21 protein-coding genes, 1 tRNA gene and 1 pseudogene are annotated in these 24,762 nt (G+C 68.9%); 14 read left to right on the plus strand and 9 right to left on the minus strand.

What is annotated here, in order from left to right; genetic code table 11:
• From K0M70_RS15615 to cysS, 4 genes are all read right to left on the minus strand, one after another.
• Positions 1 to 197, minus strand: a 197-nt coding sequence (locus tag K0M70_RS15615; protein WP_290783566.1) for a hypothetical protein, incomplete at its 3' end; no start/stop codon positions are given.
• 225 nt (positions 198 to 422) lie between these two features.
• Positions 423 to 584 carry a hypothetical protein gene (locus K0M70_RS15620; RefSeq protein WP_290783568.1) on the minus strand — a complete coding sequence of 54 codons (162 nt, stop codon included), beginning with the start codon at positions 582 to 584 and terminating at the stop codon, positions 423 to 425.
• A 4-nt stretch (positions 585 to 588) separates the two neighbouring features.
• Positions 589 to 1,026, minus strand: a complete 438-nt coding sequence (locus K0M70_RS15625; protein ID WP_290783572.1) for a SufE family protein — start codon at positions 1,024 to 1,026, stop codon at positions 589 to 591.
• The gene (cysS, locus tag K0M70_RS15630) at positions 1,026 to 2,396 is read right to left on the minus strand and encodes a cysteine--tRNA ligase (RefSeq protein ID WP_290783574.1); all 1,371 of its coding nucleotides are present in this window, start codon (positions 2,394 to 2,396) and stop codon (positions 1,026 to 1,028) included. Before cysS ends, K0M70_RS15625 begins: the two co-directional genes overlap by 1 nt.
• A 182-nt stretch (positions 2,397 to 2,578) precedes the next feature.
• Between cysS and K0M70_RS15635 the strand changes: the two genes are divergently transcribed.
• The 8 genes and pseudogenes from K0M70_RS15635 to argH all read left to right on the plus strand — a co-directional run bounded on the left by K0M70_RS15635 (position 2,579) and on the right by argH (position 10,950).
• Complete coding sequence (locus tag K0M70_RS15635) at positions 2,579 to 3,157, plus strand: glycine zipper 2TM domain-containing protein (RefSeq protein WP_290783577.1); 579 nt, start codon at positions 2,579 to 2,581, stop codon at positions 3,155 to 3,157.
• A 237-nt stretch (positions 3,158 to 3,394) separates the two neighbouring features.
• Positions 3,395 to 4,399: pseudogene (locus K0M70_RS15640) on the plus strand (N-acetylornithine carbamoyltransferase).
• 52 nt (positions 4,400 to 4,451) lie between these two features.
• Positions 4,452 to 5,654: an argininosuccinate synthase gene (locus K0M70_RS15645; protein ID WP_290783580.1), complete on the plus strand. Its 1,203-nt coding sequence runs from the start codon at positions 4,452 to 4,454 to the stop codon at positions 5,652 to 5,654.
• A gap of 1 nt (position 5,655) precedes the next feature.
• On the plus strand, positions 5,656 to 6,753 hold the full coding sequence (locus tag K0M70_RS15650) for an acetylornithine deacetylase (RefSeq protein WP_290783583.1): 1,098 nt from the start codon (positions 5,656 to 5,658) through the stop codon (positions 6,751 to 6,753).
• A 30-nt stretch (positions 6,754 to 6,783) separates the two neighbouring features.
• Entirely contained in the window at positions 6,784 to 8,091 is a 1,308-nt protein-coding gene (locus K0M70_RS15655) for an acetylglutamate kinase (RefSeq protein ID WP_290783586.1), read from the plus strand.
• A 2-nt stretch (positions 8,092 to 8,093) separates the two neighbouring features.
• Positions 8,094 to 8,693 carry a GNAT family protein gene (locus K0M70_RS15660; protein ID WP_290783589.1) on the plus strand — a complete coding sequence of 200 codons (600 nt, stop codon included), beginning with the start codon at positions 8,094 to 8,096 and terminating at the stop codon, positions 8,691 to 8,693.
• On the plus strand, positions 8,690 to 9,640 hold the full coding sequence (argC, locus tag K0M70_RS15665; protein WP_290783592.1) for an N-acetyl-gamma-glutamyl-phosphate reductase: 951 nt from the start codon (positions 8,690 to 8,692) through the stop codon (positions 9,638 to 9,640). The genes K0M70_RS15660 and argC overlap by 4 nt, the downstream gene beginning before the upstream one ends.
• The gene (argH, locus tag K0M70_RS15670; RefSeq protein ID WP_290783595.1) at positions 9,637 to 10,950 is read left to right on the plus strand and encodes an argininosuccinate lyase; all 1,314 of its coding nucleotides are present in this window, start codon (positions 9,637 to 9,639) and stop codon (positions 10,948 to 10,950) included. The genes argC and argH overlap by 4 nt, the downstream gene beginning before the upstream one ends.
• 8 nt (positions 10,951 to 10,958) lie before the next feature.
• On the opposite strand, the gene K0M70_RS15675 is transcribed toward argH, so the two are convergent.
• The 4 genes from K0M70_RS15675 to K0M70_RS15690 form a co-directional block, all read right to left on the minus strand.
• Positions 10,959 to 11,744, minus strand: coding sequence for a Crp/Fnr family transcriptional regulator (locus K0M70_RS15675; RefSeq protein ID WP_290783598.1), 786 nt, complete (start codon positions 11,742 to 11,744; stop codon positions 10,959 to 10,961).
• 112 nt (positions 11,745 to 11,856) lie between these two features.
• The gene (locus K0M70_RS15680) at positions 11,857 to 13,188 is read right to left on the minus strand and encodes a DUF3999 family protein (protein ID WP_290783602.1); all 1,332 of its coding nucleotides are present in this window, start codon (positions 13,186 to 13,188) and stop codon (positions 11,857 to 11,859) included.
• Between the two features lie 4 nt (positions 13,189 to 13,192).
• On the minus strand, positions 13,193 to 15,961 hold the full coding sequence (locus K0M70_RS15685; protein WP_290783605.1) for a DUF2339 domain-containing protein: 2,769 nt from the start codon (positions 15,959 to 15,961) through the stop codon (positions 13,193 to 13,195).
• 108 nt (positions 15,962 to 16,069) lie between these two features.
• Positions 16,070 to 16,146 (minus strand) — tRNA-Pro (locus tag K0M70_RS15690).
• Positions 16,147 to 16,276: 130 nt separating this feature from the next.
• On the opposite strand from K0M70_RS15690, the gene hisS reads away from it, so the two are divergent.
• Together hisS and K0M70_RS15700 are read left to right on the plus strand one after the other, a co-directional pair.
• Complete coding sequence (gene hisS / locus K0M70_RS15695) at positions 16,277 to 17,665, plus strand: histidine--tRNA ligase (RefSeq protein WP_290783608.1); 1,389 nt, start codon at positions 16,277 to 16,279, stop codon at positions 17,663 to 17,665.
• Position 17,666: 1 nt separating this feature from the next.
• Positions 17,667 to 19,565 carry an aromatic amino acid lyase gene (locus K0M70_RS15700; RefSeq protein WP_290783611.1) on the plus strand — a complete coding sequence of 633 codons (1,899 nt, stop codon included), beginning with the start codon at positions 17,667 to 17,669 and terminating at the stop codon, positions 19,563 to 19,565.
• A 3-nt stretch (positions 19,566 to 19,568) separates the two neighbouring features.
• Here the strand turns inward: K0M70_RS15700 and K0M70_RS15705 are convergent, their stop codons facing one another.
• Positions 19,569 to 21,395: a diguanylate cyclase gene (locus K0M70_RS15705; protein ID WP_290783614.1), complete on the minus strand. Its 1,827-nt coding sequence runs from the start codon at positions 21,393 to 21,395 to the stop codon at positions 19,569 to 19,571.
• Positions 21,396 to 21,495: 100 nt separating this feature from the next.
• On the opposite strand from K0M70_RS15705, the gene K0M70_RS15710 reads away from it, so the two are divergent.
• The 4 genes from K0M70_RS15710 to K0M70_RS15725 all read left to right on the plus strand — a co-directional run.
• Positions 21,496 to 21,819 carry a YerC/YecD family TrpR-related protein gene (locus K0M70_RS15710; RefSeq protein ID WP_290783617.1) on the plus strand — a complete coding sequence of 108 codons (324 nt, stop codon included), beginning with the start codon at positions 21,496 to 21,498 and terminating at the stop codon, positions 21,817 to 21,819.
• 30 nt (positions 21,820 to 21,849) lie between these two features.
• Positions 21,850 to 22,749, plus strand: a complete 900-nt coding sequence (gene hisG, locus K0M70_RS15715; protein WP_290783620.1) for an ATP phosphoribosyltransferase — start codon at positions 21,850 to 21,852, stop codon at positions 22,747 to 22,749.
• A complete protein-coding gene (hisD, locus tag K0M70_RS15720; protein WP_290783623.1) occupies positions 22,746 to 24,044 on the plus strand; it encodes a histidinol dehydrogenase in 1,299 nt (432 codons plus the stop codon). The genes hisG and hisD overlap by 4 nt, the downstream gene beginning before the upstream one ends.
• On the plus strand, positions 24,041 to 24,762 hold a 722-nt coding region (locus K0M70_RS15725; RefSeq protein WP_290783626.1), incomplete at its 3' end, for an aminotransferase class I/II-fold pyridoxal phosphate-dependent enzyme. The genes hisD and K0M70_RS15725, both read left to right, overlap by 4 nt.

The raw sequence follows: 24,762 nt of genomic DNA on the forward strand, positions 1-24,762 counted from the left end.
TCGCGGACGGGGTCGAGAAGGCGCGCATAACGAAACGCGAGGATGGTTGAAGTCCCCATCGCGTTGGGTTCTTTGTCCTGCCGGGCCTGCAGCGGGGCCAGCGCGCGGCGGCTGCGGTCGAGCTGGTCGGCGCTGGCGCGCGGGTCGGGGTAGGACAGGGCGCGGCGCGCTTCGGCCAGGGCAATCAGTCCGTCCACGCCGGGCAGCAGCGGTTCGGACTGCCGGTAGCGTTCGCGCTCGAAATCCAGCTGGGTCAGGCGATAGCCCAGGTCGCGCTGCAGCAGCGCGTAGTCCAGCTGGTCCTCCGGCGCCAGGCGGGCGCTGTCGAGTTCCGCCAGGCGCGTCTGCCAGCCCAGGTACAGCCGGCGCAGCGCGGCCTAACGCTGCACGCCGGCGGGGACGTCGTGCACGCGCTGCAGGCTTTACAGGTCGGTCCGGAAGCGGGCCACCACCGGCGCCATGCGCTGCGCGCTGGCCGGCATGTCGTCGAAGCTTGGCACCAGCGTCGGCTGCGCCGACAGTGCGGCCGGCAGCGCCAGCGTGGCGGCCAGGGCGATCGCCGGCAGGCGGCGGGTGGGCAGCATGGGCTTACTCCTGGTGTTGCGCTTGCCGTTGTGCGGTTTCACGGATGAACTGCAGCAGCGCTGCGAGCCCCTGAGTGCGGGTGGGCGAAAGATGCTTGGCCAGGCCGATGGCGTTGATGTAGTCGGCCGGCGTGGCCAGGATTTCGGCCGCGCTGCGCCCCGAATAAACCCGCAGTGCCAGGTAAATCAGGCCCGAGACGATGGTGGAGTCGCTGATGGCGTGGAATTCGAGTTCATCGGCGTTGCCCTCGGCGCCTATCCACACCATGGACTGGCAGCCGTGCAGGCGGTGGGCCTCGGTCTTCCATTCTTCGGGGAAGGGCGGCAGCTTGCGGCCCAGGTCGATCAGGTACTGGTAGCGCTCGGACCAGTCGCCGAAGTAACCAAACTCCTCGGCAATGGCGGCCTGCGCCTCGGCGGTGGACGCCTCGGTGGGACGCATCAGCCGCGCCTCCAGCGCACGCCCTGCGCGGTGTCTTCCAGCAGCACGCCTTCGCCGGCCAGCTGGCGGCGGATGGCGTCGGCGCGGATGAAGTCGCGGGCGCGCTTGGCGGCGTCGCGCTCGTTCACCAAACCCTGGATGCGCAGGTCGTCGCCGTCGACGCTGCCGCGGCTGAACCAGGCGGCCGGATCCTGCTGCAGCAGGCCCAGCAGCTGGCCTCCGCCCAATAGTTCGGCCTTCAGGCTGGCGCGGGCGATGGGGCTGGTGGCCTTGCGGGCTTCACCGGCGATGCGCGCCAGCTCGGCCAGCGCCGCCGGCGTATTGAGGTCGTCGCACAGCGCCGACTCCACTTCGAACGGCACCTGCGGTTCGATCACGGGCACGTCGGCCAGGTCGCGCAGGGTGCCGTAGAGGCGGTCCAGGGTGCGGATGCACTGCTCGATCAGGCCCTCGGACCAGTCCAGCGGCTGGCGGTAGTGCGCCGACAGCAGCGCATAGCGCAGCGCCTCGGGCGGGTGCTGGTCCAGCAGGTCGTGCACCAGGCTGACGTTGCCCACCGACTTGGACATCTTGGCGCCGCCCAGGTTGAGCATGCCGTTGTGCAGCCAGAACCGCGCGAACACCTGCCCACCGTGCGCGCAGGTGCTCTGCGCCACTTCGTTTTCATGGTGCGGGAACTGCAGGTCGACGCCGCCGCCGTGGATGTCGATGGTGTCGCCCAGGTGCGCCTCGGCCATGGCCGAGCATTCGATGTGCCAGCCCGGCCGGCCCACGCCCCAGGGCGAGTCCCAGCCGGGCAGGTCGGGCGTGGACGGCTTCCACAGGACGAAATCGCCGGCGTCACGTTTGTAAGGGGCCACTTCCACCCGGGCCCCGGCCAGCATCTCGTCGGGGTCGCGGCGCGACAGCTTGCCGTAGTCGGGGAAGCTGGCCACCGAGAACAGCACGTGGCCTTCGGCCACGTAGGCATGGCCGCTGTCGATCAGCCGTTCGATCATGGCGACGATGTGCGGGATGTGCGCCGTGGCGTAGGGCACCACGTCGGGCGGGGCCACGCCCAGCCTGGCCATGTCGTCGTGGTAGGCCGCCGCGTACTTGTCGGTGATCACGCTGATGGGGACGCCCAGCTCGCGCGCGGCGTGGTTGATCTTGTCGTCCACGTCGGTGATGTTGCGGGCGTAAACCAGCCTGGCGTAGTGCCGGCGCAGCAGATTGGCCAGGACGCCGAACACCACGGGCGGGCGGGCATTGCCGATGTGCACGTAGTTGTAGACGGTGGGCCCACAAACGTACATGGTGACGCGCTGGTCATCCTGGGGCTCGAAAGATTCGAGCTGCCGGGTCCGGTTGTTGTATAGACGCAGGTCCATGGCTTGAGTGCGAGGCCAAAGCCCAAGTCTAGCAAGCCCTGCGGCCCCGATTAACGAAAATCTTAGGCTTGGGTTCAGCCGCTGGGTGCTTGAATCCCGGGGTCTGGACAAGCTGCGACCCGGGTCCCCGCATGGGGTCGTGACGATCCCGCCGCCCTGCCATCACCGTTCGGAGTGACTCGATGAACCCTGCAACCCGCCTGTTCTCGCTGGGCCTGCTGCCCCTGGCCCTGGCTGCACTTTCCGGCACGGCCCTGGCCCAGTACGCCGGCGACGAGTACCAGAACCAGGCTTACCAGGTGTCGCCCATGCCCGAAAACGTCAGCTACGGCTACGCCCAGGTGCTGCGTGCCGACGAGGTGGTCGAGATCCAGCGCACCCGCACGTCCGAAGAACGCTGCGACGACGTCGAATACCGCCAGTCGGGCCAGACCACGGGAAGCACCGTCATCGGCGCCATTGTCGGCGCCGCCCTGGGCAACCAGGTCGGCAAGGGTGACGGCCGCAAGGCCGCCACGGTGGCCGGCGCCGTCGCCGGCGGCGTGGTGGGCAACAACATCGCCCGCAACCGGGTGGACGCCAATTCCCGCGGATGCCGCCTGGTGGAGGTGGAGCGCGAAGACCCGGTGGTGGTCGGCTACGACGTTGAATACATGTACAAGGGCGACAAATACGTCGCGCGCCTGCCCTACGACCCGGGCAACCGCCTGCGGGTCCGGGTTTCGGTGATGCCCGACGATGCCGCCAACGACGGCGGCTGAGTTGCGGGTAGGCCGCACCGCCGGCATACTGCCCCTGAAATGACGACCTGCGCCGCCAACGCCGACATCCTGACCTCTGCCTACATGGCGGCGGGAATGACCTCGCGTGCTCGCCGACCGGAATCCGCCACGCCAGCTGGGTAACCCGGACGTCATCTGCATTGCACCGGAAAAGCCCAGCCCAGCGCTGGGCTTTTTTGTTTTCGGCCACCCCGCATCCCGATCAGGAACCACCCGATGAAGCACTTCCTCAACACCCAGGACTGGACCCGCCCCGAGCTGGACGCGCTGCTGGTCCAGGCCTCGCAGTTCAAGCGCTCCAAGCTGGGTGACCAGCTCAAGGGCAAGGCCATCGCCCTGGTGTTCTTCAATCCCTCGCTGCGCACGCGCACCAGCTTCGAGCTGGGCGCCTTCCAGCTGGGTGGGCACGCGGTGGTGCTGCAGCCCGGCAAGGACGCCTGGCCGATCGAGTTCAACCTGGGCACGGTGATGGACGGCGAGGCCGAAGAGCACATCGCCGAAGTGGCCAAGGTGCTGTCGCGCTACGCCGACCTGATCGCGGTGCGGGCCTTCCCGAAGTTCCAGGACTGGTCGGTGGACCGCCAGGACACGGTGCTGCGCAGCTTCGCGAAGTATTCCACGGTGCCGGTGATCAACCTGGAAACCATCACCCATCCCTGCCAGGAGCTGGCCCACGTGATGGCCCTGCAGGAGCACTTCAAGACGCCCGACCTGCGCGGCAAGAAGTTCGTGCTGACCTGGACCTACCACCCCAAGCCGCTGAACACCGCGGTGGCCAACTCCGCGCTCACCATCGCCACGCGCATGGGCATGGACGTGACCCTGCTGTGCCCTACCCCCTACTACGTGCTGGACGAGCGCTACATGGGCGGGGCCGCCGACAACGTGGCCTAAAGCGGCGGCTCGCTGCGCATCAGCCACGACCCTGGCGAGGCCTACACCGGCGCCGACGTGGTGTACGCCAAAAGCTGGGGCGCGCTGCCCTTCTTCGGCCGCTGGGACCAGGAAAAGCCCATCCGCGACGCGCACCGCCACTTCATGGTGGACGAGGCGAAGATGGCGCTCACCAACAGCGGCGTCTTCAGCCACTGCCTGCCGCTGCGCCGCAACGTCAAGGCCACCGACGGCGTGATGGACGCGCCGTACTGCATCGCCATCGAAGAAGCCGAGAACCGCCTGCACGTGCAGAAGGCGATCATGGCCGCGCTCGCCAACCAGTGAGCGGCCCGGCCCGTCCCCCATTGCCACGCCCCATCCCGACACCGAGATCAAAATGAGCCAAGCCAAGAACATCGTCCTCGCCTTCTCCGGTGGCCTCGACACCAGCTTCTGCATTCCCTGGCTGCAGGAGCGCGGCTGGGCCGTGCACACCGTGTTCGCCGACACCGGCGGCGTGGATGCCGAGGAGCGTGCCTACATCGAGGCGCGCGCCGCCGAACTGGGCGCGGCCAGCCACGTCACCGTGGACGGCGGCCCGGCGATCTGGGACGGCTTCGTGAAGCCCTTCGTGATGGCGGGCGAGGGCTACCAGGGCCAGTACCCGCTGCTGGTGTCGGACCGCTACCTGATCGTGGATGCCGCACTCAAGCGCGCGGCCGAGATCGGCACGCGCGTCATCGGCCACGGCTGCACCGGCATGGGCAACGACCAGGTGCGCTTCGACCTGGCGGTGAAGTCGGCCGGTGACTACGACATCATCGCGCCGATCCGCGAGATCCAGAAAGAACACACCCAGACCCGCGCCTACGAGCAGGCGTACCTGGAGGAGCGCGGGTTCGAAGTGCGGGCCAAGCAAAAGGCCTACACCATCAACGAGAACCTGCTGGGACTGACGATGTCGGGCGGCGAGATCGATCGCTGGGAGGCCCCGGGCGAGGGCGCGCGCGGCTGGTGCGCTCCGCGCGCTGAATGGCCGGCCGATCCGCTGCGCGTGACCCTGCGCTTCGAGCAGGGCGAAGCAGTGGCCCTGGACGGCGAGAAGATGGCCGGCCCGGAGCTGCTGGCCAGGCTCAACGGCCTGTTCGCGCGCTACGGCGTGGGCCGCGGCATGTACACCGGCGACACCACCATTGGCCTCAAGGGCCGCATCATTTTCGAAGCCCCCGGCCTGGCCGCGCTGCTCACCGCGCACCGCGCGCTGGAAGAGGCGGTGCTCACCAAGCACCAGAACCGCTTCAAGCCCGAAGTGGCGCGCAAGTGGGTGGAGCTGGTGTACGAAGGCTTCTACAACGACCCGCTCAAGACCGATCTCGAGGCCTTCCTGCGCTCCAGCCAGGCCTGCGTCAACGGCGAGGTGGTGATCGAGACCCAGGGCGCGCGCGTGGACGCCGTGGCCGTGCGCTCGCCGCACCTGCTCAACGCCAAGGGCGCCACCTACGCGCAGTCGGCGAACTGGGGCGTGGCCGAGGCCGAGGGCTTCATCCGCCTGTTCGGCATGAGCAGTACGCTGTGGGCCGAAGTGAACCGGAAGGACTGACATGAGCGAGCTGTTGCCCGGGGTTTTGTCCCATTTGGAAAAGCTGGTGTCGTTCGACACCCGCAACCCGCCGCGCCAGATCGGCACCGGAGGCATCTTCGACTACCTGCGTTCGCAGCTGCCGGGCTTCGAGGTCACGGTGACCGACCATGGTGCCGGCGCTGTTTCGTTCTTTGCCGTGCGGGGCGCGCCCAGGCGCGTGTTCAACGTGCACCTGGACACCGTGCCGTCGTCGCCGGCGTGGAGTGCCGACCCGCACACGCTGCGGGTTACCGCCGAACGCGCCATCGCGCTGGGCGCCTGCGACATCAAGGGCGCCGCGGCGTGCCTGGTGGCAGCCGCCCGCGTGACCACCGGCGATGTCGCCTTCCTGTTCACCACCGACGAAGAGGCCAACGACCCGCGCTGCATCGCGGCGTTCCTGGCCAGCAAGCACGGGTTCGACCAGGCCATCGTTGCCGAGCCGACGATGGGCGAGGCGGTGCTGGCGCACCGTGGCATCAGCTCGGTGTTGATGCAGTTCCGCGGCGAAGCCGGCCACGCTTCGGGCCAGCACGCGCGCGACACCAGCGCCCTGCACGCGGCCATGCGCTGGGGCAGCCGCGCATTGGACTTCGTGGAGGCCCAGGACCACCTGCGTTTTGGCGGCCTGACCGGCCTGCGCTTCAACATTGGCCGGGTGGAGGGCGGTATCAAGGCCAACATGATCGCGCCCAGCGCCGAGCTGCGCTTCGGCTTCCGGCCGCTGCCGTCGCAGTCGCGCGAGCAGCTGCACGACCAGTTCCGCGGCTTCGCGCCCACCGGGATGCTCGGATCGTACGAAGAAACCTTCACCGGCCCGTCGCTGCCCTCGGGCGACGTGGCGCACGCCGAAGAGCGACGCCTGGCCGCGCGCGACCTGGCCGATGAGCTCGGCCTGCCCATCGGCAACGCTGTGGACTTCTGGACCGAGGCCTCGCTGTTCTCGCAGGCCGGCATGACCGCCTTCGTCTTTGGCCCCGGCGACATCGCCCAGGCGCATACCGCCGACGAATGGGTTGCCCTGGACCAGCTTGTCTCCGTGGCCGCCCACTACCAACGCCTGATGCAGTCGCCTTGAAGATGCCTGCCCACCCGACCGGAACTACCCATGTCTGAGATGCGCACCACCATCGTTCGCCTGCTGTCCAACATGGCCAGCGCGAAAGAGATCCAGCAGTACCTCAAGCGCTTCAGCCAGCTCGACGCCGAGCGCTTCGCCGTGGTCAAGGTGGGCGGCGCCATCCTGCGTGACGACCTGGACGCGCTTGTGTCGTCGCTGTCGTTCCTGCAGCAGGTGGGCCTGACCCCGATCGTGATCCACGGCGCCGGCCCGCAGGTGGACGAGCGGATGAAAGCCGCGAAGATCGACAAGAAGACCGTCGACGGCCTGCGCTTCACCGACCCCGCCGGCCTGTCCATCGTGCGCCAGGTGTCGCAGCAGGAGAACCTGCGCCTGGTTGAAGCGCTGCAGGCGCAGGACGTGCGCGCCACGTCCATCACCGCCGGCGTGTTCGAGTGCGACTACCTGTCCAAGCGCAAGTACGGGCTGGTGGGCAAGGTGGAGTCGGTGCACGTGGCCAGCATCAAGGCCGCCATCAAGGTCGGCTCCATTCCGGTGATCGCCTCGCTGGGCGAAACCGCCGGCGGCCAGATCCTCAACATCAACGCCGACTGGGCCGCCAACGAGCTGGTCAAGACGCTGCAGCCCTACAAGATCATTTTCCTCACCGGCACCGGCGGCCTGCTGGACGGCGACAACCAGGTGATCGACTCGATCAACCTGAGCACCGAATACGAAGAGCTGCTGCGCCAGCCCTGGCTGCACTCGGGCATGAAGGTGAAGATCCAACAGATCCACGACCTGCTGATGGAGCTGCCGCCGTCGAGCTCGGTGTCCATCACCCGGCCCGACCAGTTGGCCAAGGAACTGTTCACCCACCGCGGCTCGGGCACGCTGGTGCGGCGCGGCGAGCGGGTGCTGACGGTGACGTCGTGGAAAAAGCTCGACCTCAAGCGCTTGAAGTCGCTGGTGGAATCGGGCTTCGGCCGCAAGCTGGCGCCTGACTATTTCCAGAAAACCAATCTCTACAAGGCCTACGTGAGCGAACACTACCGCGCCGCGCTGCTGATCACGCTCGAAGACGGCATCCCGCACCTGGACAAGTTCGCCGTCAGCGACGATGCCCAGGGCGAAGGCCTGGGCCGCGCGGCCTGGCAGGTGATGCGCAGCGAGATGAACCAGCTGTTCTGGCGCGCCCGCGCCGGCAATCCGGTGAACGATTTCTACTTCGATGAAGCCGATGGCTGCCTCAAGGGCGAGAAGTGGAACGTGTTCTGGTACGGCCTGGAGGGCTGGGAACAGATCCGCTACGCGGTGGAGCACTGCCTCACCCGGCCGGCCACGTTGAAGGGCTGAGCATGCGCGCCTGGATCGACCAGCCCACGCTCACCGGCGAGCACGTCACGCTGGAGCCGCTGCAGGCCACGGATGGCGACGCGCTGGTGCGCGCCGCCGCCGACGGCCAGCTGTGGAAGCTCTGGTACACCACCATCCCCGGCCCCAACACCGTGGGCGACTACATCGCCCGGGCGCTTGCGGACCGCGACGCGGGCACGGCCATGCCGTTCGTGGTGCGCGACGCTTCCGGCCAGGTGGTCGGCTGCACGCGCTTTTTCCGCATGGAGCCGGAGATACCGCGGCTTGAGATTGGCTTCACCTGGTACGCCCAGCGCGCCCAGCGCACGCCGGTCAACACCCAGGCCAAGCGCCTGCTGCTGGGCCATGCTTTCGAAGTGATGGGCTGCGCGGCGGTGGAGTTGCGCACCCACAGCTTCAACCATGCCTCGCGTGCGGCTATCGAACGCCTGGGCGCGCACTACGACGGCACGCTGCGCCGGCAGATGCGCATGCCCGACGGCCACCTGCGCGACACGCGCGTGTATTCCATCCTTGATAGTGAGTGGCCCATCGTGCGCAATCATCTTGACCACACCCTGGCCCGGGGAGCGCGGCCTTGAGCGCGGCCATCCGGCTGGGCCTGATCGGAGCCCGCGGCTACGTCGGCAGCGAGCTGATCAAGCTGGTGGCGGCGCACCCGCGGTTCCAGCTGGCCTTCGTGTCCTCGCGCGAGCGCGACGGCCAGCGGCTGGCTGACCATGAGCCTTCGGTAGCCGACGAGCTGCGCTACGTGAACCTCAACGCCGAGCAGGCCGCAGGGCAGGGTGCCGACGCATTGGTGCTGGCCTTGCCCAACGGCATGGCCGCGGCCTTCGTGGCGCAGGTGGACGCCCGGTCGCCGGGCACCGTGGTGGTGGATCTGTCGGCCGACTACCGTTTCGACGACGGCTGGCACTACGGCCTGCCCGAACTGACCCGCGCCGACGCGCCCGGCGCCATCCGCATCAGCAACCCCGGTTGCTACGCCACGGCGATGCAGCTGGCCATTGCGCCGATGCGCGGTACGTTGCACGGCCCGGTGCAGTGCTTTGGCGTGTCCGGGTATTCGGGCGCCGGCACCAGTGCATCGGACAAGAACGACCCGGACAAGCTGCGCGACAACCTGATGCCGTATGCGCTCACCGGCCACGTCCACGAAAGTGAAGTCACCCGTCGCCTGGCGCACCCGGTCGAATTCATGCCGCACGTGGCGCCGCATTTCCGCGGGATCACCGTCACGGCCAACCTGCACCTGGCGCAGGCTTTCAATATTGAAGAGATACGCGAGCGCTACCGCCGCCACTACGCCGCCGAACCGCTGGTGCGCGTTTCCGACGCAGCGCCATGGGTAAGCCTGGCCGCAAACCGCCACGACGCGGAGGTGGGCGGCTTCACGCTCTCGGCCGATGGCCATCGGCTGGTGGTGGTGTGCACGCTGGACAATCTGCTCAAGGGCGCCGCCACCCAGGCGCTGCAGAACCTCAACCTGGCCTTCGGCCTGCCTGAAACCCTGGGAATCCCGACATGAGCGACCTGCTGTGGCAAAAACCCGGCGTCGAGGTGGACGCGCGCATCCAGGCCTTCCTGGCCGGCGACGACGTCGTGCTGGACCGGGAGTTCATCCAGGACGACATCACGGCTTCGGCCGCGCATGCGCGCGGACTGGCCCGCATCGGCATCCTGGCCGCTGACGAGTGCGAGGCGATCTGCCGCGAGCTGGTGGTGCTGTCGGACGACCTCAAGAGCGGCGCCTTCGTGCTGGACGATCGCTACGAGGATTGCCATTCCGCCATTGAATCGCGCCTGATCGAGCGACTGGGCGACGCCGGCCGCAGGATCCACACCGGCCGCAGCCGCAACGACCAGGTGCTGGTGGCCACGCGCCTGTGGCTCAAGCGCCAGCTGCGCGAAGTGCAGGCCGTCTGCCGCGAAGTGGCCGAGGTCTGCCTGCAGCGCGCCGAGGCCGAGGCCATTCCGATGCCCGGCTACACGCACCTGCAGCGCGCCGTGGTGTCGTCCACCGCCATGTGGTGGGCCGGCTTCGCGGAGGCCTTTATCGACAACGCCATGCGCGCCGGCCAGGCCCACGACTGGATCGACGCCAATCCCTTGGGCACGGCCGCCGGCTACGGCGTCAACCTGCCGCTGGACCGCGAGGGCAGCACGCGTGAGCTGGGCTTCGCCCGCATGCAGGTGAGCCCGATCTACGCGCAGCTTTCGCGCGGCAAGTTCGAAATCGCGGCCGTGGACGCCCTTGGCGCCGCGGTACTGGACCTTCGCCGCCTGGCCTGGGACCTGAGTCTGTTCACCACGGCTGAATTCGGCTTCGTGAAGCTGCCGCCGCAGTACACCACCGGCAGCTCCATCATGCCCAACAAGCGCAACCCCGACCTGGTGGAGCTGATGCGCGCCACGTACGCCAGCGTCGCCGCGTCGCGCACCGAATTGGAACAGCTGCTGTCCCTGCCCACCGGCTACCACCGCGACCTGCAGTTCACCAAGGGCGCGCTGGTGCATGCCTTCGGCCGCGGCATCGGCGCCCTGGCCCTGCTGCCCAACCTGCTGCGGGGCATGGAATGGAACACCGACCGCCTGGCACGGGCCTTCGACGACGGCATGTACGCCACCGACAAGGCCGTGGAGTTGGCCGTAGCGGGACTGCCGTTCCGCGAGGCCTACCGGCTTGCGGCGGTGGAGCCCCTGCCCAAGGCCGGTGCGGATGCGCAGGCCAGCCTGAATGCGCGGGTTTCCCCGGGCGGCGGCGGGCTGTTGGGATTGGAGGTATTGAAGCAGCGGCTTGCCGGCATCCGTCCCGATGCCGTCGGGGTTGACGGTTAAGTCCCGACTTACGCCACCGTGGCTGGCGTGTTGGGAAGGGTCGCAACGGGAATGGCGTCGGTGTTGGTGATCACCTGGCGCTGCGGCAGGTAATTGAGCAGCATTTCCGTTTCCTTCTTGACTACCTGATAGCACTCGCAGCTCATGCTTTCGAGCTTCGGCCGGTCAAGCACCTTCACCAGCCCGCGCGAGTATGAAATCGCGCCCGCCTGTTGCAGTTTCATGGCGGCCTGGGTAACGCCTTCGCGACGCACGCCAAGCATGTTGGCTATGAAATCCTGCGTCATCGTCAGATGGTTGTGCGAAAGGCGGTCGACGGAAAGCAGCAGCCAGCGGCACAGCTGCTGGTCGATGGAATGGTGCCGGTTGCACACCGCGGTCTGGGACACCTGCGTTATCAGCGCCTGCGTGTAGCGCAACATCAGGATCAGCAGCTGGCCGTGGCGGTTGAACTCGTCTTTCACGCGCTGCCTGGGCAGCCGGTAAGCGTAGCCGGCGCTCTGCACCAGCGACCGGCTGGGCGTGGTCTCCCCGCCCATCATCAGGCTGACGCCCAGCAAACCCTCGTTGCCCACCACCAGGATCGCGGTGGACGCGCCGCTTTCCATCACGTACTGCAGCGACACGATCGAATCGGTGGGAAAGTAAACGTGCCGCATCGGCCGGTGGGCTTCGTAAAGCACCGCACGCAGCGGCAGCGGCACCAGCTCGAGGTACGGGAACAACCGGCCCTGGACCTCGGGCGACAGGGCCGCCAGAAGATGATTCTGTTTCGGCTCAGGGCTGGGGGACATCGCAGGGCTTTTGGTCATTCGCAAAGATTACTCGATTGAAACCGCATCAGTACCTGCTGCGCGGCAAGCTTTCGGGCGCCGCACCGGCACGCACGGGCGTGGAGTTCAGCGCTCAGGCCTCCTTGGGTTGCCGCAGCAGCCGCAGTGACACCACCAGCACCAGGCCGGCACCCGCCGCCAACACGGCCCACAGCAGCCAACGCTGCCAGTCCTCGCCGCGCTCGGGCGCCAGGGCGGCCTGTCCGCCGGCCTCACCGCGGGCGCCCAGGGTCGCCGGCTGCGGCGGCGAGCTTGCGGCGGCCAAAGCCGCCTGAATCGGATAAACGTCACGCGCTGCGCGGACACTTCCGGCCACCAGCACGTAGGGGGCGTTGCCCTGGGCCAGCAGCACGAAGCGTTCGGGCTTGTAGGTCAGCACCAGGGTCGGGGCCTGGGTGAGCGCGGGGCGGGTGGTGACGCGCCATTCGCGTTCGCGGTGCATTTCGACCTTCGGCGGGACGTGTCGCACTTCGTCCTTGCCGTTGCCCAGGCGGAAGGCGGTGAACGTGGCGACGCCCTTCCACCATTGCGTGCCGGGTTCGCGGGCGTCCACTTGAACCGCGCTCACCGAATTGCTGGCGGCCAGGCGCAGGTCCATGCGCTCGATGCCGGCCGGTGCAGGGCTGGTGTAGTCGAACGTGCCGGGCTGGTCGGCGACGGGCGTGCCGGTGAGTTCCAGCGACAGCCAGTCGCGCGTGTCGCCGCCGGCGACCTTGCGTTCGGCCTGCAGGCTGGCGATGTCGGGCCACTTGCCGTCGTTTTCGATGCTCAGGCGCAGGTAGCGGGCCTGGGTGGTGGCGATGTCCAGCTGCAGGCGCTCGATGCGCAGCGCGTTCTCGTCCAGCGCCACCAGCGGCAGGCCGCTGCCGACCAGCTGCCAGTTGGCGAAATCATTGGATGCCATCACGCGCACGCGCAGATTGATCGGCAGCGCGGCGCCTTCCTCCAGCTGCACGTGCAGGCGCGACAGTTCGGGCGGTTCGTCTTCGCCGCGGTCCACCAGCAGGTCGTAGTTCTCGTTCGGCGCCGGTGGGCTTTCGCTGCTGGTCAGGTTCAAGCCCCGCAGGCGGCCGTCGGTATCGCGCTCCAGTCGCAGGTCCCGGCGGTCGGGCTGGCCGGGAGCGGGCAGGGGCAGGCGAAGCCACGCCAGCGGTTCGCGGCGATCTTCGTCCTTGCGCTCGGGCGGCCAGGGTGCGAACGGTACGGCTTCGCCGCTGGCGTTGAACACGGCCAGGTCGCGCAGGTCACTGCCCTGCACGTTGGCCAGCACGTCGGCGTCGAGTTCCAACACGTAGGCGGACGCGTCGCCCGGCGTCTGGATCGGCCACTGCCAGGCGTAGTCCTGCGGGGTGGCGGCGGGGGCGCCGCCGGCGGCCAGCAGGCCGATCATCAACAGGTTGCGCATGCGCTTACTCCGAACGGGGTGGGGTGGGGGCGATGCGGCCGACAACGATCAGCAGCAGGCCCACGACGACGAAGGACACGATGCCGGCGATGTTGCCGACGAACTGTCGGTCCACCAGCAGCAGCTTCAGCAGCACCACGCCCAGCAGGCCGGCGCCCAGCCACCACAGCGGGCGGTCGAGGCGGCGCGAGCCGAGGATCCAGGCGGTAACGCCGGCCACGCACCAGGCCACGGTGAGGCTGGTTTGCGCCAGGCTTTCGCCCAGCAGCGCCGGCGACCAGGGCAGGTCGGCCAGCTGGTGGCAGGCGCGCAGCACGCCCATCGACAGGGTCAGCAGGGCGGCGCCGGCCCAGGCCAGGTTGCCCAGGTTGCTTTCGCCGTCGCGGGTGCGCAGGGCGTGGGCGCCGATGCCCAGGCCCAACAGCAGCGAAAGCTCCAGCGGGTTGAGCACCGGCACGTACATCAGCGGAGCGCTGTCGCCGGACATGAACTGGCCCACCAGCCATGCCAGGCCCAGGCCGATGCCGGCGATGCCCAGCCACAGGCGGCGCCAGCGCGGGAAGTCCTTCGCCACCGGCCATCCGGCCAGCGACGCATGTTTCCACGCCAGGAACGCCATCAGTCCCAGCGGCGCGATCATCGCCGGCAGCAGCCAGCCGTCTCCCAGGCCGGTGCGCTCATTCAGTACCCGCGTCAGCGCCACGCCCGCCGCCGACGCCACCGCGGCCAACCAGGCGATGTGCGCCACCGGCAGGCCGCGCGAGAACGGCTCGCGCAGCGCGGCCAGCGTGGGCAGGGCCAGGGCCAGCACCAGCCACCACCAGGCGAGCGGGTAGTCGAACAGCGTTATGCCGTAGTCGTGCCCCGACGCCAGCGACAGCGGCAGCATCAGCACCACCGACGCGGCCAGCGGCCACGACAGCCGCGGCCAGGCCATGGGGCCGCGCAGCAGCGCGGCCAGTACCGCCGTCACCAGCGCAAAGCCGCCGCAATACAGCACTTCGTAAGGCTGCGACAGGTTCACTGAAATCTCGCGCAGGCCCAGCAGGGACCACCAGCCCAGTCCGACCAGGAACAGGGTGACCTGCAGCGGCACCGATTTGTCTCCGCGGTGGTAGAGCCAGCTCGCGCCCATCCAGCCCAGCGTGAGCAGGGCGAGGTTCAAGGCGTGGCCGTTGAGCAGGAAGCGGTCGGCGGTGCCCAGGTTCCAGTCGAACAGGCTGACCATCCACGCGCAGCCCGCCAGCACCAGCAGGGCCAGGCCGCTCCATCGGGTGAGGCGACGTTCCTGGCGCAGGCCCAGCCACACCATGCCGGTGCCCTGCAGCGCCCAGGCCGCGGACGTCCAGCGCGCACTCAGCGCCAGCGGAATCGCCAGGGTGGCGAACACCACGCCCATGCCGGCCGCGCTTTGCGCTAGGTCGCGCAGGCGCGCGTTGCGCTGCGCCCACAGCGCCAGCCCGGTGAACACCGCGGCCACGAACACCGCGCTGGCCGCCAGGCCGAAGCGGTCGTCGCCCAGCAGGCCCACCTGCATCGGGAAGGCCAGCAGCGGCGTGCCGAACAGCAGCGTGCCGTCCACCTGGCCGTTCTTCTTGCGGCCGGCCAGCGCGTACAGCACCGGGATGAACACGTAGAACAGGAAGAACAGGATGAGGAAGGGTTCAACCGTGGCGAACTTGTCGGGCTGGTAGTACTTCGCGCCCCAGGCAGCACCAATCAGGAAGGTGAACACGAAGCCCACCAGGTTCAGCGCCCGCCACGGACGGTGCCAGGCGATGGCGAACACGGCGGCGTTGAGCACCGCGTAGTAGCTGAAGAGGGCCACGTGGTTGCCGCTGCCCGTGGACAGCAGCACCGGGGCCAGGTAGCCGCCCGTGAAGCCCAGCACGGCCAGCGCAGGCGCGTCCTGCTTCACCGCCAGCACGCTGGCGCCCGCCACCAGAATGATGACCAGCGCGAACGCGGGCATGGCGCCCAGCACGTCGTAATTGCGGAACGCCGCGAACACCACCAGCAGCAGGATGCCGATGGCGCCGCCCTGCAGGCTCAGGCCGAAGGCCGGACGTTCGGCGGCGCTGCGCAGGCCCCAGACCAGGCCGGCGATGGCCGCCGCGGCGATGGCGGCCAGCCGGAACTCGATCGGCATCGTCAGCCAGCCGGCGTCGGCCGCGTACTTGATGGCCGCGGCTACGCCGAACATCAGCACCAGCACGCCCAGCTTCACCGGCACGTTGCCCTCGAACAGCCAGCCCTTGGCGACGGCGAAGGCTTTCTCAAGGACATCGGGTTCTTGCGGCTGCCGTGCATACGGTGCCTGCGCGGCCGTCGCGTCGGCCGCCCCGGCAGCCGCACGCGCAGGAATGGGCGGCGGGCCGGCGCGGGCCGGCACGGGCGGCGGCTCGGTGCCGGACGGGACCGGGGAAGCCACGGCCGTTGGCGTGGAGGCACGCAGCGGGGTGGGGTCGGGCGCAGGCGTGCCGGAAGTTGCAGCCACGGAGGCCGGCGGCGGCACCGCGCCGCCCGGGCCCTCGGCGCGCGGAGCGCTGGCCGCAGCGGGCGCACCTGGCGCGGGCGCCGTAACCGTATGACGAGCCAACAGTTCGGTCCGGGCCAGCCGCTGCTCCAGGTCGCCCACCCGCCGCCGCAGGCCGATGGCCTGGCCCACCAGAACGCCCAGCAGGGTGCCGGCCACCAGTCCGAAGAAGCCTTCGTCTGCTTCTGCCATGGCCATTCCCAGCACCGCGCCCAGCAAGCCCAGTATCCAACTCATGCGCGTCCCCGACCGGTCGATGGGCCTGAGTGTAGCCAAGGTCACGGTGGCGTGAACGGCGCGCAAACAAAACGCCGCCCTTGCGGGGCGGCGTTGTGTTGAAAACGGTGGTCGGGGAGACAGGATTTGAACCTGCGACTTCTACGTCCCGAACGTAGCGCTCTACCAGGCTGAGCTACACCCCGAGGGATCCGAGCCCGCTATTCTAGGGGGGAAGCGGGGAGCCGGCAAGTGCGGTGTTGATCTTCATTCGCCGGGGACGGCCTTGGCCCGCGCCAGCCGCTAGAATGTGGCATCTCCCTGGAGTTGCCTGCCTTGATCAAGCCCCGCACCACGCCCGGGGTCATGGAGCTGCTGCCCCGTGACCAGATTGCCTTCCAGCGCATGCTGGACGTGATCCGCCGCAACTACGAGCGCTTCGGCTTCCTGCCGGTGGAAACGCCGGTGTTCGAGCTGTCCGAAGTATTGCTGACCAAGACCGGCGGTGAAACCGAGCGCCAGGTTTACTTCGTGCAGTCCACCGGCGCCCTGAGCAATGCCTCGGAAAGCGGCGGCGGCCAGCCCGAGCTGGCGCTGCGCTTCGACCTGACGGTGCCGCTGGCGCGCTACGTGGCCGAGCACGAGCACGACCTGGCTTTCCCGTTCCGCCGCTACCAGATCCAGCGCGTGTACCGCGGCGAGCGCGCCCAGCGCGGCCGCTTCCGCGAGTTCTACCAGTGCGACATCGACGTGATCGGCAAGGACGCGCTCAGCGTGCGCCACGACGCCGAGATGCCGGCGGTGATCCACGCGGTGTTCTCCGAGCTTGAGGTCGGGCCGTTCACCATCCAGCTCAACAACCGCAAGCTGCTGCGCGGCTTCTTCGAAGGCGTGGGCATTGCCGACGGCGAGCGCCAGGCGCTGGTGCTGCGCGAGATAGACAAGCTCGACAAGCGCGGCGCCGATGCCGTGCGCGAAACGCTGGTGGGCGAAGGCTTCACGCTGGCGTCCGAGGTGGTGGACCGCATCATGGCCTTCGTGCAGACGCGCTCGCGCTCGCACGCCGATGCGCTGGCGCAGCTGGACGCGCTGGGGCAGGGCGGCGACATGCTGGCCCAGGGCCGCGAAGAGCTGCGCGAGGTGCTGGCCCTGCTGAAGGCCTACGGCGTTCCGGAGAAGAATTACGCGCTCAACTTCTCCATCGCCCGCGGCCTGGACTATTACACGGGCACCGTCTACGAAACCACGCTGGACGAACACCCCCAGATCGGTTCGGTCTGCTCGGGCGGGCGCTATGAAAACCTCGCCAGCCACTACACCAAGTCCAGGCTGCCGGGCGTGGGCATTTCGATTGGCGCCACGCGCCTGTTCTGGCAGCTGCGCGAAGCCGGCATCATCTCCACCGCCGAAAGTTCGGTGGAAGTGATGGTGGGCCTGGTGGACGACAGCCGCTTGCCCGATTCGCTGGACATCGCCCGCCGCCTGCGCGCCGCCGGCATCAACGCCGAAGTGCAGCTGGAGGCCAAGAAGCTGGCCAAGCAGTTCCAGTACGCCGACCGCGCGGGCATCCGCTTCGTGATCCTGTTCGGCGACGAAGAGGCTGCGCGCGACGTGGTGAAAGTGAAGGACCTCAAGTCGCAGGAGCAGTTCGAGCTTACCCGCGAAGAAATGGCGGCGGCGCTGAAGGTCGAGCTGGCGCAGCAACGGGTCATGGGAGCGCGTTGAGATGAAGCCCATCCGCCTGGACGGCAGCAGCCTCAACCGGGCCCAGCTGGCCGAGATCGCGCTGGGCGCGCCGGTCAGCCTGGACCCCGCGCAGATGCCGGTGGTGCAGCGGGCCGCCGATTTCCTGGCACAGCAGGTGGCGCGCCAGGAGCCCATCTACGGCGTGTCCACCGGTTTCGGCAGCAACGCCGACAAGCTGCTGGGCGCCCATCGCCTGCGCCAGGGCATGCCCGGCGCGTCCGAGTCGACCGACAGCGTGCTGGAAGAGCTGCAGCACAACCTGATCATCACCCACGCGGTGTGCGTGGGCGAGCCGTTCGCGGCCGACGTGGTGCGCGCCATGATGGCGATCCGCATCAACACGCTGATGCGCGGCCACTCGGGCATCCGCCCGGCGGTGCTGCAGGCGATGACCGACATGCTCAACGCCGGCATCGTGCCGGTGGTGCCGCGCAAGGGCTCGGTGGGCGCCAGTGGCGACCTGGCGCCGCTGTCGCACCTGGCCATCGTGCTGCTGGGCGGCGGTGAAGCGTTCTACGACGGCGAGCGCATGCCGGGCGGCGAAGCGCTCAAGCGCGCTGGCCTGCAGCCGGTGAAGCTGTCGCACAAGGAAGGCCTGGCCCTGAACAACGGCACGGCGCAGATGCTGGCCACCGCCGTGCTGGCGATCGAACGCCTGGATGAATTGCTGGACACCGCCGACCTGGCCGCCGCGATGACGCTGGATGCCTTCGCGGGCCGGCTGCGCGCCTTCGACCCGCACGTGCACGCGCTGCGCCCGCACCCGGGCCAGGTGCACGTGGCGGCGCAGCTCCAGCGCCTGCTGTCGGGCTCCACCCTGTCCGACATCGCCTACCATCTGGTGCCGAAGTTCAAGCAGTGGCATCCGTCCAGCTGGTCCGACCCGGCGCAGCAGGCGCTGGGCTTCGACATCGGCTGGGACTGGGTGCCGCTGGACCAGCGCCACGGCCGCGAGCGCTTCTACCAGCGCTTCCGGCCGTTCCGGGGCGGCAAGAAGCACCAGCCGCAGGACAGCTATTCGCTGCGCTGCGTGCCGCAGGTGCACGGCGCCGTGCGCGACGCGCTGGCCCAGGCCAAGCGCGTGGTGGACATCGAGCTCAATGCCGTCACCGACAATCCGATCCTGTTCCCGGACCTGCCGGGCGCCCGCGAGATCGAGGACCAGGTGGTTTCGGCCGGCCATTTCCACGGCATGCCGCTGGCGCTGGCGATGAGCTACCTCAAGGCCGCCATCCCGGTGCTGGCGTCGATTTCCGAACGTCGCCTCAACAAGCTGGTGGACCCGGCCACGAACGACGGCCTGCCGCCGTTCCTGATCGGCAACGAAGACGGCACCGAAAGCGGCTTCATGATCGTGCAGTACACGGCCGCCGCACTGGTGAACGACCTGTGCAGCCGCGCCCATCCGGCCAGCGTCTATTCCATCCCCACCAGCGCGAACGCCGAAGACCATGTGTCCATGGGCGCCAACGAAGGCCGGCACGTGCTGGAGATGACCGACGACCTGGCGCACGTGCTGGCGCTGGAGCTGTACGCCGGCGCGCAGGCGCTGGACTACCGCCGCGACATGATCAACGCCGCGCGCCAGCTGGCGCGCGAAGGCGACGCCGACGCCCTGGCCGCCAAGGTGTCGGGCGCGCCGCTGCCCGGCCACGCTGATCGCGCGGCGTTCCTGGCCGAAGTGGAGCAGCTTCGCGCCGAACTGGCGCAGGCCGATGAGTTCCAGCCCGGCGTGGCCGTGCAGGCCGCCTGGGCGACGCTGCGCGAGTCCATTGCGTTCATGGGCCGCGACCGGGCGATGGACGGGGACGTTGCCGCGGCGGTGCGGCTGGTCAGCGAGGGCCACGTGCTTTCCGCGGCGCGCGCCGCCCAGGGCTGATCGTCAGGCCGCGGTGATGCCGTCCGCGGCATGCACGCGGTTGCGTCCGGCGTGCTTGGCCGCGTACAGCGCGTCGTCGGCCTGGTGCAGGGCCTGGTCGGCGCTGATGCCGCTGCCCGGCCTGATCAGGAAGGCGCCGATGCTGGCGCTCATCCGGATGTTGTTGCCGGCATAGCGCACCGGGTCGTCGCAGATGCGCTTGCGCAGCTGCTCGGCGATGCACAGCAGGCGTTCGCCCTGCACGTCGGGGATCACCACCACGAATTCCTCGCCGCCAAACCGGGCCAGCAGCGCGCCGTATTCCACCAGGCTTTCGTGCAGGCAGCGGCCCAGCCAGCGCAGGCACTCATCGCCGGCCAGGTGGCCGTAGGTGTCGTTGATGCGCTTGAAGTGGTCCAGGTCGATCAGCAGCACGCCCAGCGGCTGGCCGTGTTCGCCGGCCCGGCTGAGCTGGTGTTCGAACATGTCGCGGAAGTGGCGGCGGTTGAACAGGCCGGTCAGCGCGTCGCGGCGGTTGGACTCGCGCAGGCGCTGGTTGGCTTCGGCCAGCTGTTCCAGCGCCGTGCTCAGCTCGGAAGTGCGGCGGGCGACGTGGCGTTCCAACTGTTCGTTGTGTTCCTGCACCAGCCGCTCGTTTTCACCGCGCAGTCGCGCATAGCGGTAGGCCAGCGCGAACGACAGCAGGATCATTTCCAGCGCCGAGCCGACCTGAATGCCGTACTCGGTCAGGAAGTTCTTCTCCAGCAGCCCGAACGACACCGACGCGTACAGCGCGGTGCCCACCAGAAGGAAGGCCCAGGCCAGCAGGAAAATCTTCGCCGGCGCATAGCCGCGACGGATCGCGTTGATGGCCAGGTAAAGGATGTACAGCGCCCCCGGGAACACTGCCAGGGTCATGGGACGCACGGCGTCGCGATAGTCCAGGAAGAACGAGGCCAGGCCCATGGCGATGTAGAAAGCAATCAGCGCCAGCGATACGCGGTCGGCGTTGGGCTGGCGCTGTTTCAGCTCCAGGAATACGCGGCAGAACTGGTGCATGGCGATCTGCGAGATGGCCATAGACACCGGGATGGCCTGGTTTGCCCACCACGGCGAGTTGGGCCACAGGTACTCGAACGCCAGGCCGTTGAGGCAGAACATCACCAGGCCGAAGCCGCCGACGTGGCACATGTACCAGAAGTGGCTGGCGTCGCGCAGGGAAAGCCACAGCACCAGGTTGTAGCAGAACAGGGCCAGCAGGATGCCGTAGAACAACCCGATGCCGAACTGCGAATCGCGCTCGAACTCGGCGAACGCCGTAGGCGTGTAGACGGCCAGCGGCACCTGCATCGAGCTGCGCGAGGAAACCCGCACCAACAGGTCCACCTCGGTGCGCTGGGGCAGGTCGAGCCAGAAGTTGGGGTGCCGGTAGCGGATGCTGCGGGCGCTGAAGGGCAGGGTGTCGCCCGACGCCATGTGTTCCACCCGGCCGTCCGGGTAGCGAACGTACACGTCCACGTTGTCCAGCAGCGGGTAGTGCAGCACCAGCAGCCAGCGTTGCTCGATGCGGCTGTCGTTGAAAACCTGGCCATGGAACCAGTACGCGCCCTTGGTGAAGCCGAAGGCGGTGCCTTCTTTCGGCATGGGCATGAACTGGCCGCGTGCGGCCCTGGCGAACATGGCCGCGGCGTCGGTGCGACCGTCGGGGTCGACGCGATAGGTCAGGTGCGGGGCCAGCGATCGCGACGGCTGGTCCGCCGCCAGCACGATGCGGTCGGCGGCAAGTGACGGCCCGGCGAACCAAGCCAGCGTCAAGGCCAGCAGCAGCGTGATGGTGCGTATGACTGGCAAGTGGTTTCCCCCCGGAGCCTGCACTTTATTAGGCCCGCCCTGGCTTGACCATCGCCAGGAAACGCTTGCTTTTGTAATAACACGCTATTACATTAGCGCAATGAAACGCCGCGACCCCGCCAGCCAGACCCTCGACCCCGCCCAGGAGGCCCTGATCCAGGCCTTCCTGAGCCTGCGCAGCCCGGGCGAGGTGCGTGCGTTCCTGGAAGACCTGTGCACCCCGTCCGAGCTCGAGGCCATGGCCGACCGCTGGCGCGTGGTGCCGCTGCTGAAGGCGGACGTGCCTTACCGCGAAATCCACGACCGCACCGGTGTCAGCGTCACCACCATCGGCCGGGTCGCCCGCTGCCTGGACCTCGGGTCCGGCGGTTACCGCATCGCCATCGATCGGCTGGCTCCCTCGGCCCACGACGCGTCGCACTGAATTCAACCGTTCACTTACCCGGAGGGCGTCATGAGGACGCACGACCGTTTACGCATTGCCATCCAGAAATCCGGCCGCCTGTCCGACCCCGCGCGCGACCTGCTCGCCAGGGCCGGCCTGGTGTTCCGGGAAAGCCGCGACCGGCTGTTCTGCTACGGCGAATCCCTGCCCATCGACCTGCTGCTGGTCCGTGACGACGACATCCCCGGCCTGATCGCCGAAGGCGTCTGCGACCTGGGCGTGGTCGGCGGCAACGTGCTGGAGGAACAGGCCTGCGAGCGCCTGGCCGACGGCCGCGGCGAAGCCTTCCGGTCCATCCGCAAGCTCGGCTTCGGCCGCTGCCGCCTGTCGGTGGCGGTGCCCAACGACTGGGATTGGACCGGCCCCGGGCGCCTGGCCGGGCTGCGCATCGCCACCAGCTATCCGCAGCTGATGGCGCGCTGGCTGCGCGACAACAGCGTGGACGCCGAGCCGGTGATGCTGTCGGGTTCGGTCGAGATAGCGCCGCGCCTGGGCAAGGCCGAGGCCATCTGCGACATCGTTTCCACCGGCGGCACGCTGATGGCCAACCAGCTCAAGGAAGTGGCGGTGATCCTTGAAAGCGAAGCCATGCTGGTGGCGCCTTCGCAGCCGTTCGACGATGAACGCACGGAGCTGGCGGCCATGCTGCTGCGGCGCCTGGACGGCGTGATGAGCGTGCGCGCCAGCAAGCTGGTGCTGTTCCAGGCCAGCCGTGAAGCGGTGCCGGGCATTGTAAAACTGCTGCACGACGCCGAACCGCCCACCGTGACCGCCATCGAAGGCCAGTCCGGCCAGGTGTCGCTGCAGGCCCTGTGCCGCAGCGCCATGACCTGGCAGCGGCTGGAAGACATGAAGCGCGCCGGCGCCTCCGGCCTGCTGGTGCTACCCGTGGAGCAGATGCTGGCATGAAGCGCATTGTCTGGAACCAGTTGGATCAGGCGCAGCGCGCCGCCTGCCTGGCGCGCCCGGGTGCCGAAGGCCAGGCCGAGGTTGAAGCCGCCGTGCGCCGGGTGTTCGACCAGGTCCGTGCCGATGGCGACACCGCGCTGCGCGCGCTCACCCGTCGCTTCGACGGCGTCGAGCTGGCGGCGTTCGAGGTAACGCCCGAAGAGTTTGCCGCCGGCGTGGCCAGCGTGCCGGCCTCGCTGCGCGAGGCGCTGTCGCAGGCGCGCGAACGCCTGATCACCTGGCACCGCGCGGGCATGGCGTCGGAGTTCGAAGTGGACACCGCGCCTGGCGTGCGCTGCGGCCGCATCCTGCGCCCGATCCGCCGCGTCGGCCTGTACGTGCCGGCCGGCACCGCGCCGCTGCCTTCCACGGCGCTGATGCTGGGCGTTCCCGCCGCGCTGGCCGGCTGTGATGAGGTGGTGCTGTGCACGCCGCCGCGCGCCGACGGCAGCGCCGACCCGGCGGTGCTGGCGGCCGCGTCGCTGTGCGGCATCCGCCGCGTGTTCAAGCTGGGCGGCGGCCAGGCGATCGCTGCCATGGCGCTGGGCACCGATTCGGTGCCGCGCTGCGACAAGCTGTTTGGTCCGGGCAATCGCTTCGTTACGGCGGCCAAGCAGTTGGCAGCGATGATGTCGGGCGGCCCGGCCATCGACATGCCGGCCGGCCCGTCGGAAGTGCTGGTGATTGCCGACGCCGGCGCACCGCCGGTGCACGTGGCCTCCGACCTGCTGTCCCAGGCCGAACACGGCCCGGACTCGCAGGTGATCCTGCTCACCAACGATGCGGCCCTGCTGGACGCCGTGAATGACGAAGTGCTGCGCCAGCTGGCCGAACTGCCGCGCGAGGCCATCGCCACCCGTGCGCTGGAGTTTGCGCGCCTGGTGCTGGTGGATTCGCTGGATGACGCCTTCGCCATCAGCAACGACTACGCCCCCGAACACCTGATCCTGGCCCTGCGCCAGCCGCGCGAATGGCTGGGCCAGGTCAGCTGCGCCGGCTCGGTGTTCCTGGGCGACTACGCGCCCGAGGGCTTGGGTGACTACTGCTCGGGCACCAACCACGTGCTGCCGACCAACGGCGCCGCGCGCGCCTGGAGCGGCGTCAGCGTGGCCAGCTTCCAGAAAACCATCAGCCTGCAGGAAGTCAGCCGGGAAGGGCTGGCCCTGATCGGCCCGTGCGCGGTCGAGATCGCCCGCGCCGAGGGCCTGGAGGCGCATGCGCAGTCGGTGCTTCGCCGCCTGGAGACCGCGTCATGACGTCGCCGATCTCCCTGGTAAGAGACGACCTGCGCGCCTTCGCCGGCTACAGCTCGGCGCGCCGCGCCGGCGTCACCGGCTCGGTCTGGCTCAACGCCAATGAAAGCAGCTGGCGCAATCCGGCCGACGGCGGCCTGGGCGCCAACCGCTACCCCGACCCGCAGCCTGCGGCGCTGCGCGAGCGGTTGGCCACGGTGTACGGCGTGCGCGCCGAGCAGGTGCTGGTGGGCCGCGGCAGCGACGAGGCCATCGACCTGCTGGTGCGCGCGCTGTGCGAACCGGGCCGGGACGCGGTGGTGGTCTCGCCGCCGGTGTTCGGCATGTACGCCGTCAGCGCGCGCCTGCAGGGCGCCCCGCTGGTGGAAGTGCCGCTGGTGGACGACGAGGCCGGTTTCCGCTCCGACCTGGCGGCCATCGGCGACGCCGCGCTGGCCTCGGGCGCCAAGCTGGTGTTCCTGTGCTCGCCGGCGAACCCGACCGGCCAGGCCATCACGCCCGGGCTGATCGTAGCGCTGGCGCGGCGCCTCGACGGCCGCTGCCTGGTGGTGGTGGACGAAGCCTACGGCGAATACAGCGACCAGCCCTCGCTGGCCGCGAACATTGACGCGCAGCCCAACGTCGCCGTGCTGCGCACCCTGTCCAAGGCGCACGCGCTGGCCGCGGCGCGCATCGGCTGCCTGCTGGCGGCGCCCGAGCTCATCGCCGTGCTGCGCAACTG

This window comes from Arenimonas sp., assembly GCF_019459675.1.
Taxonomy (GTDB): domain Bacteria; phylum Pseudomonadota; class Gammaproteobacteria; order Xanthomonadales; family Xanthomonadaceae; genus Arenimonas.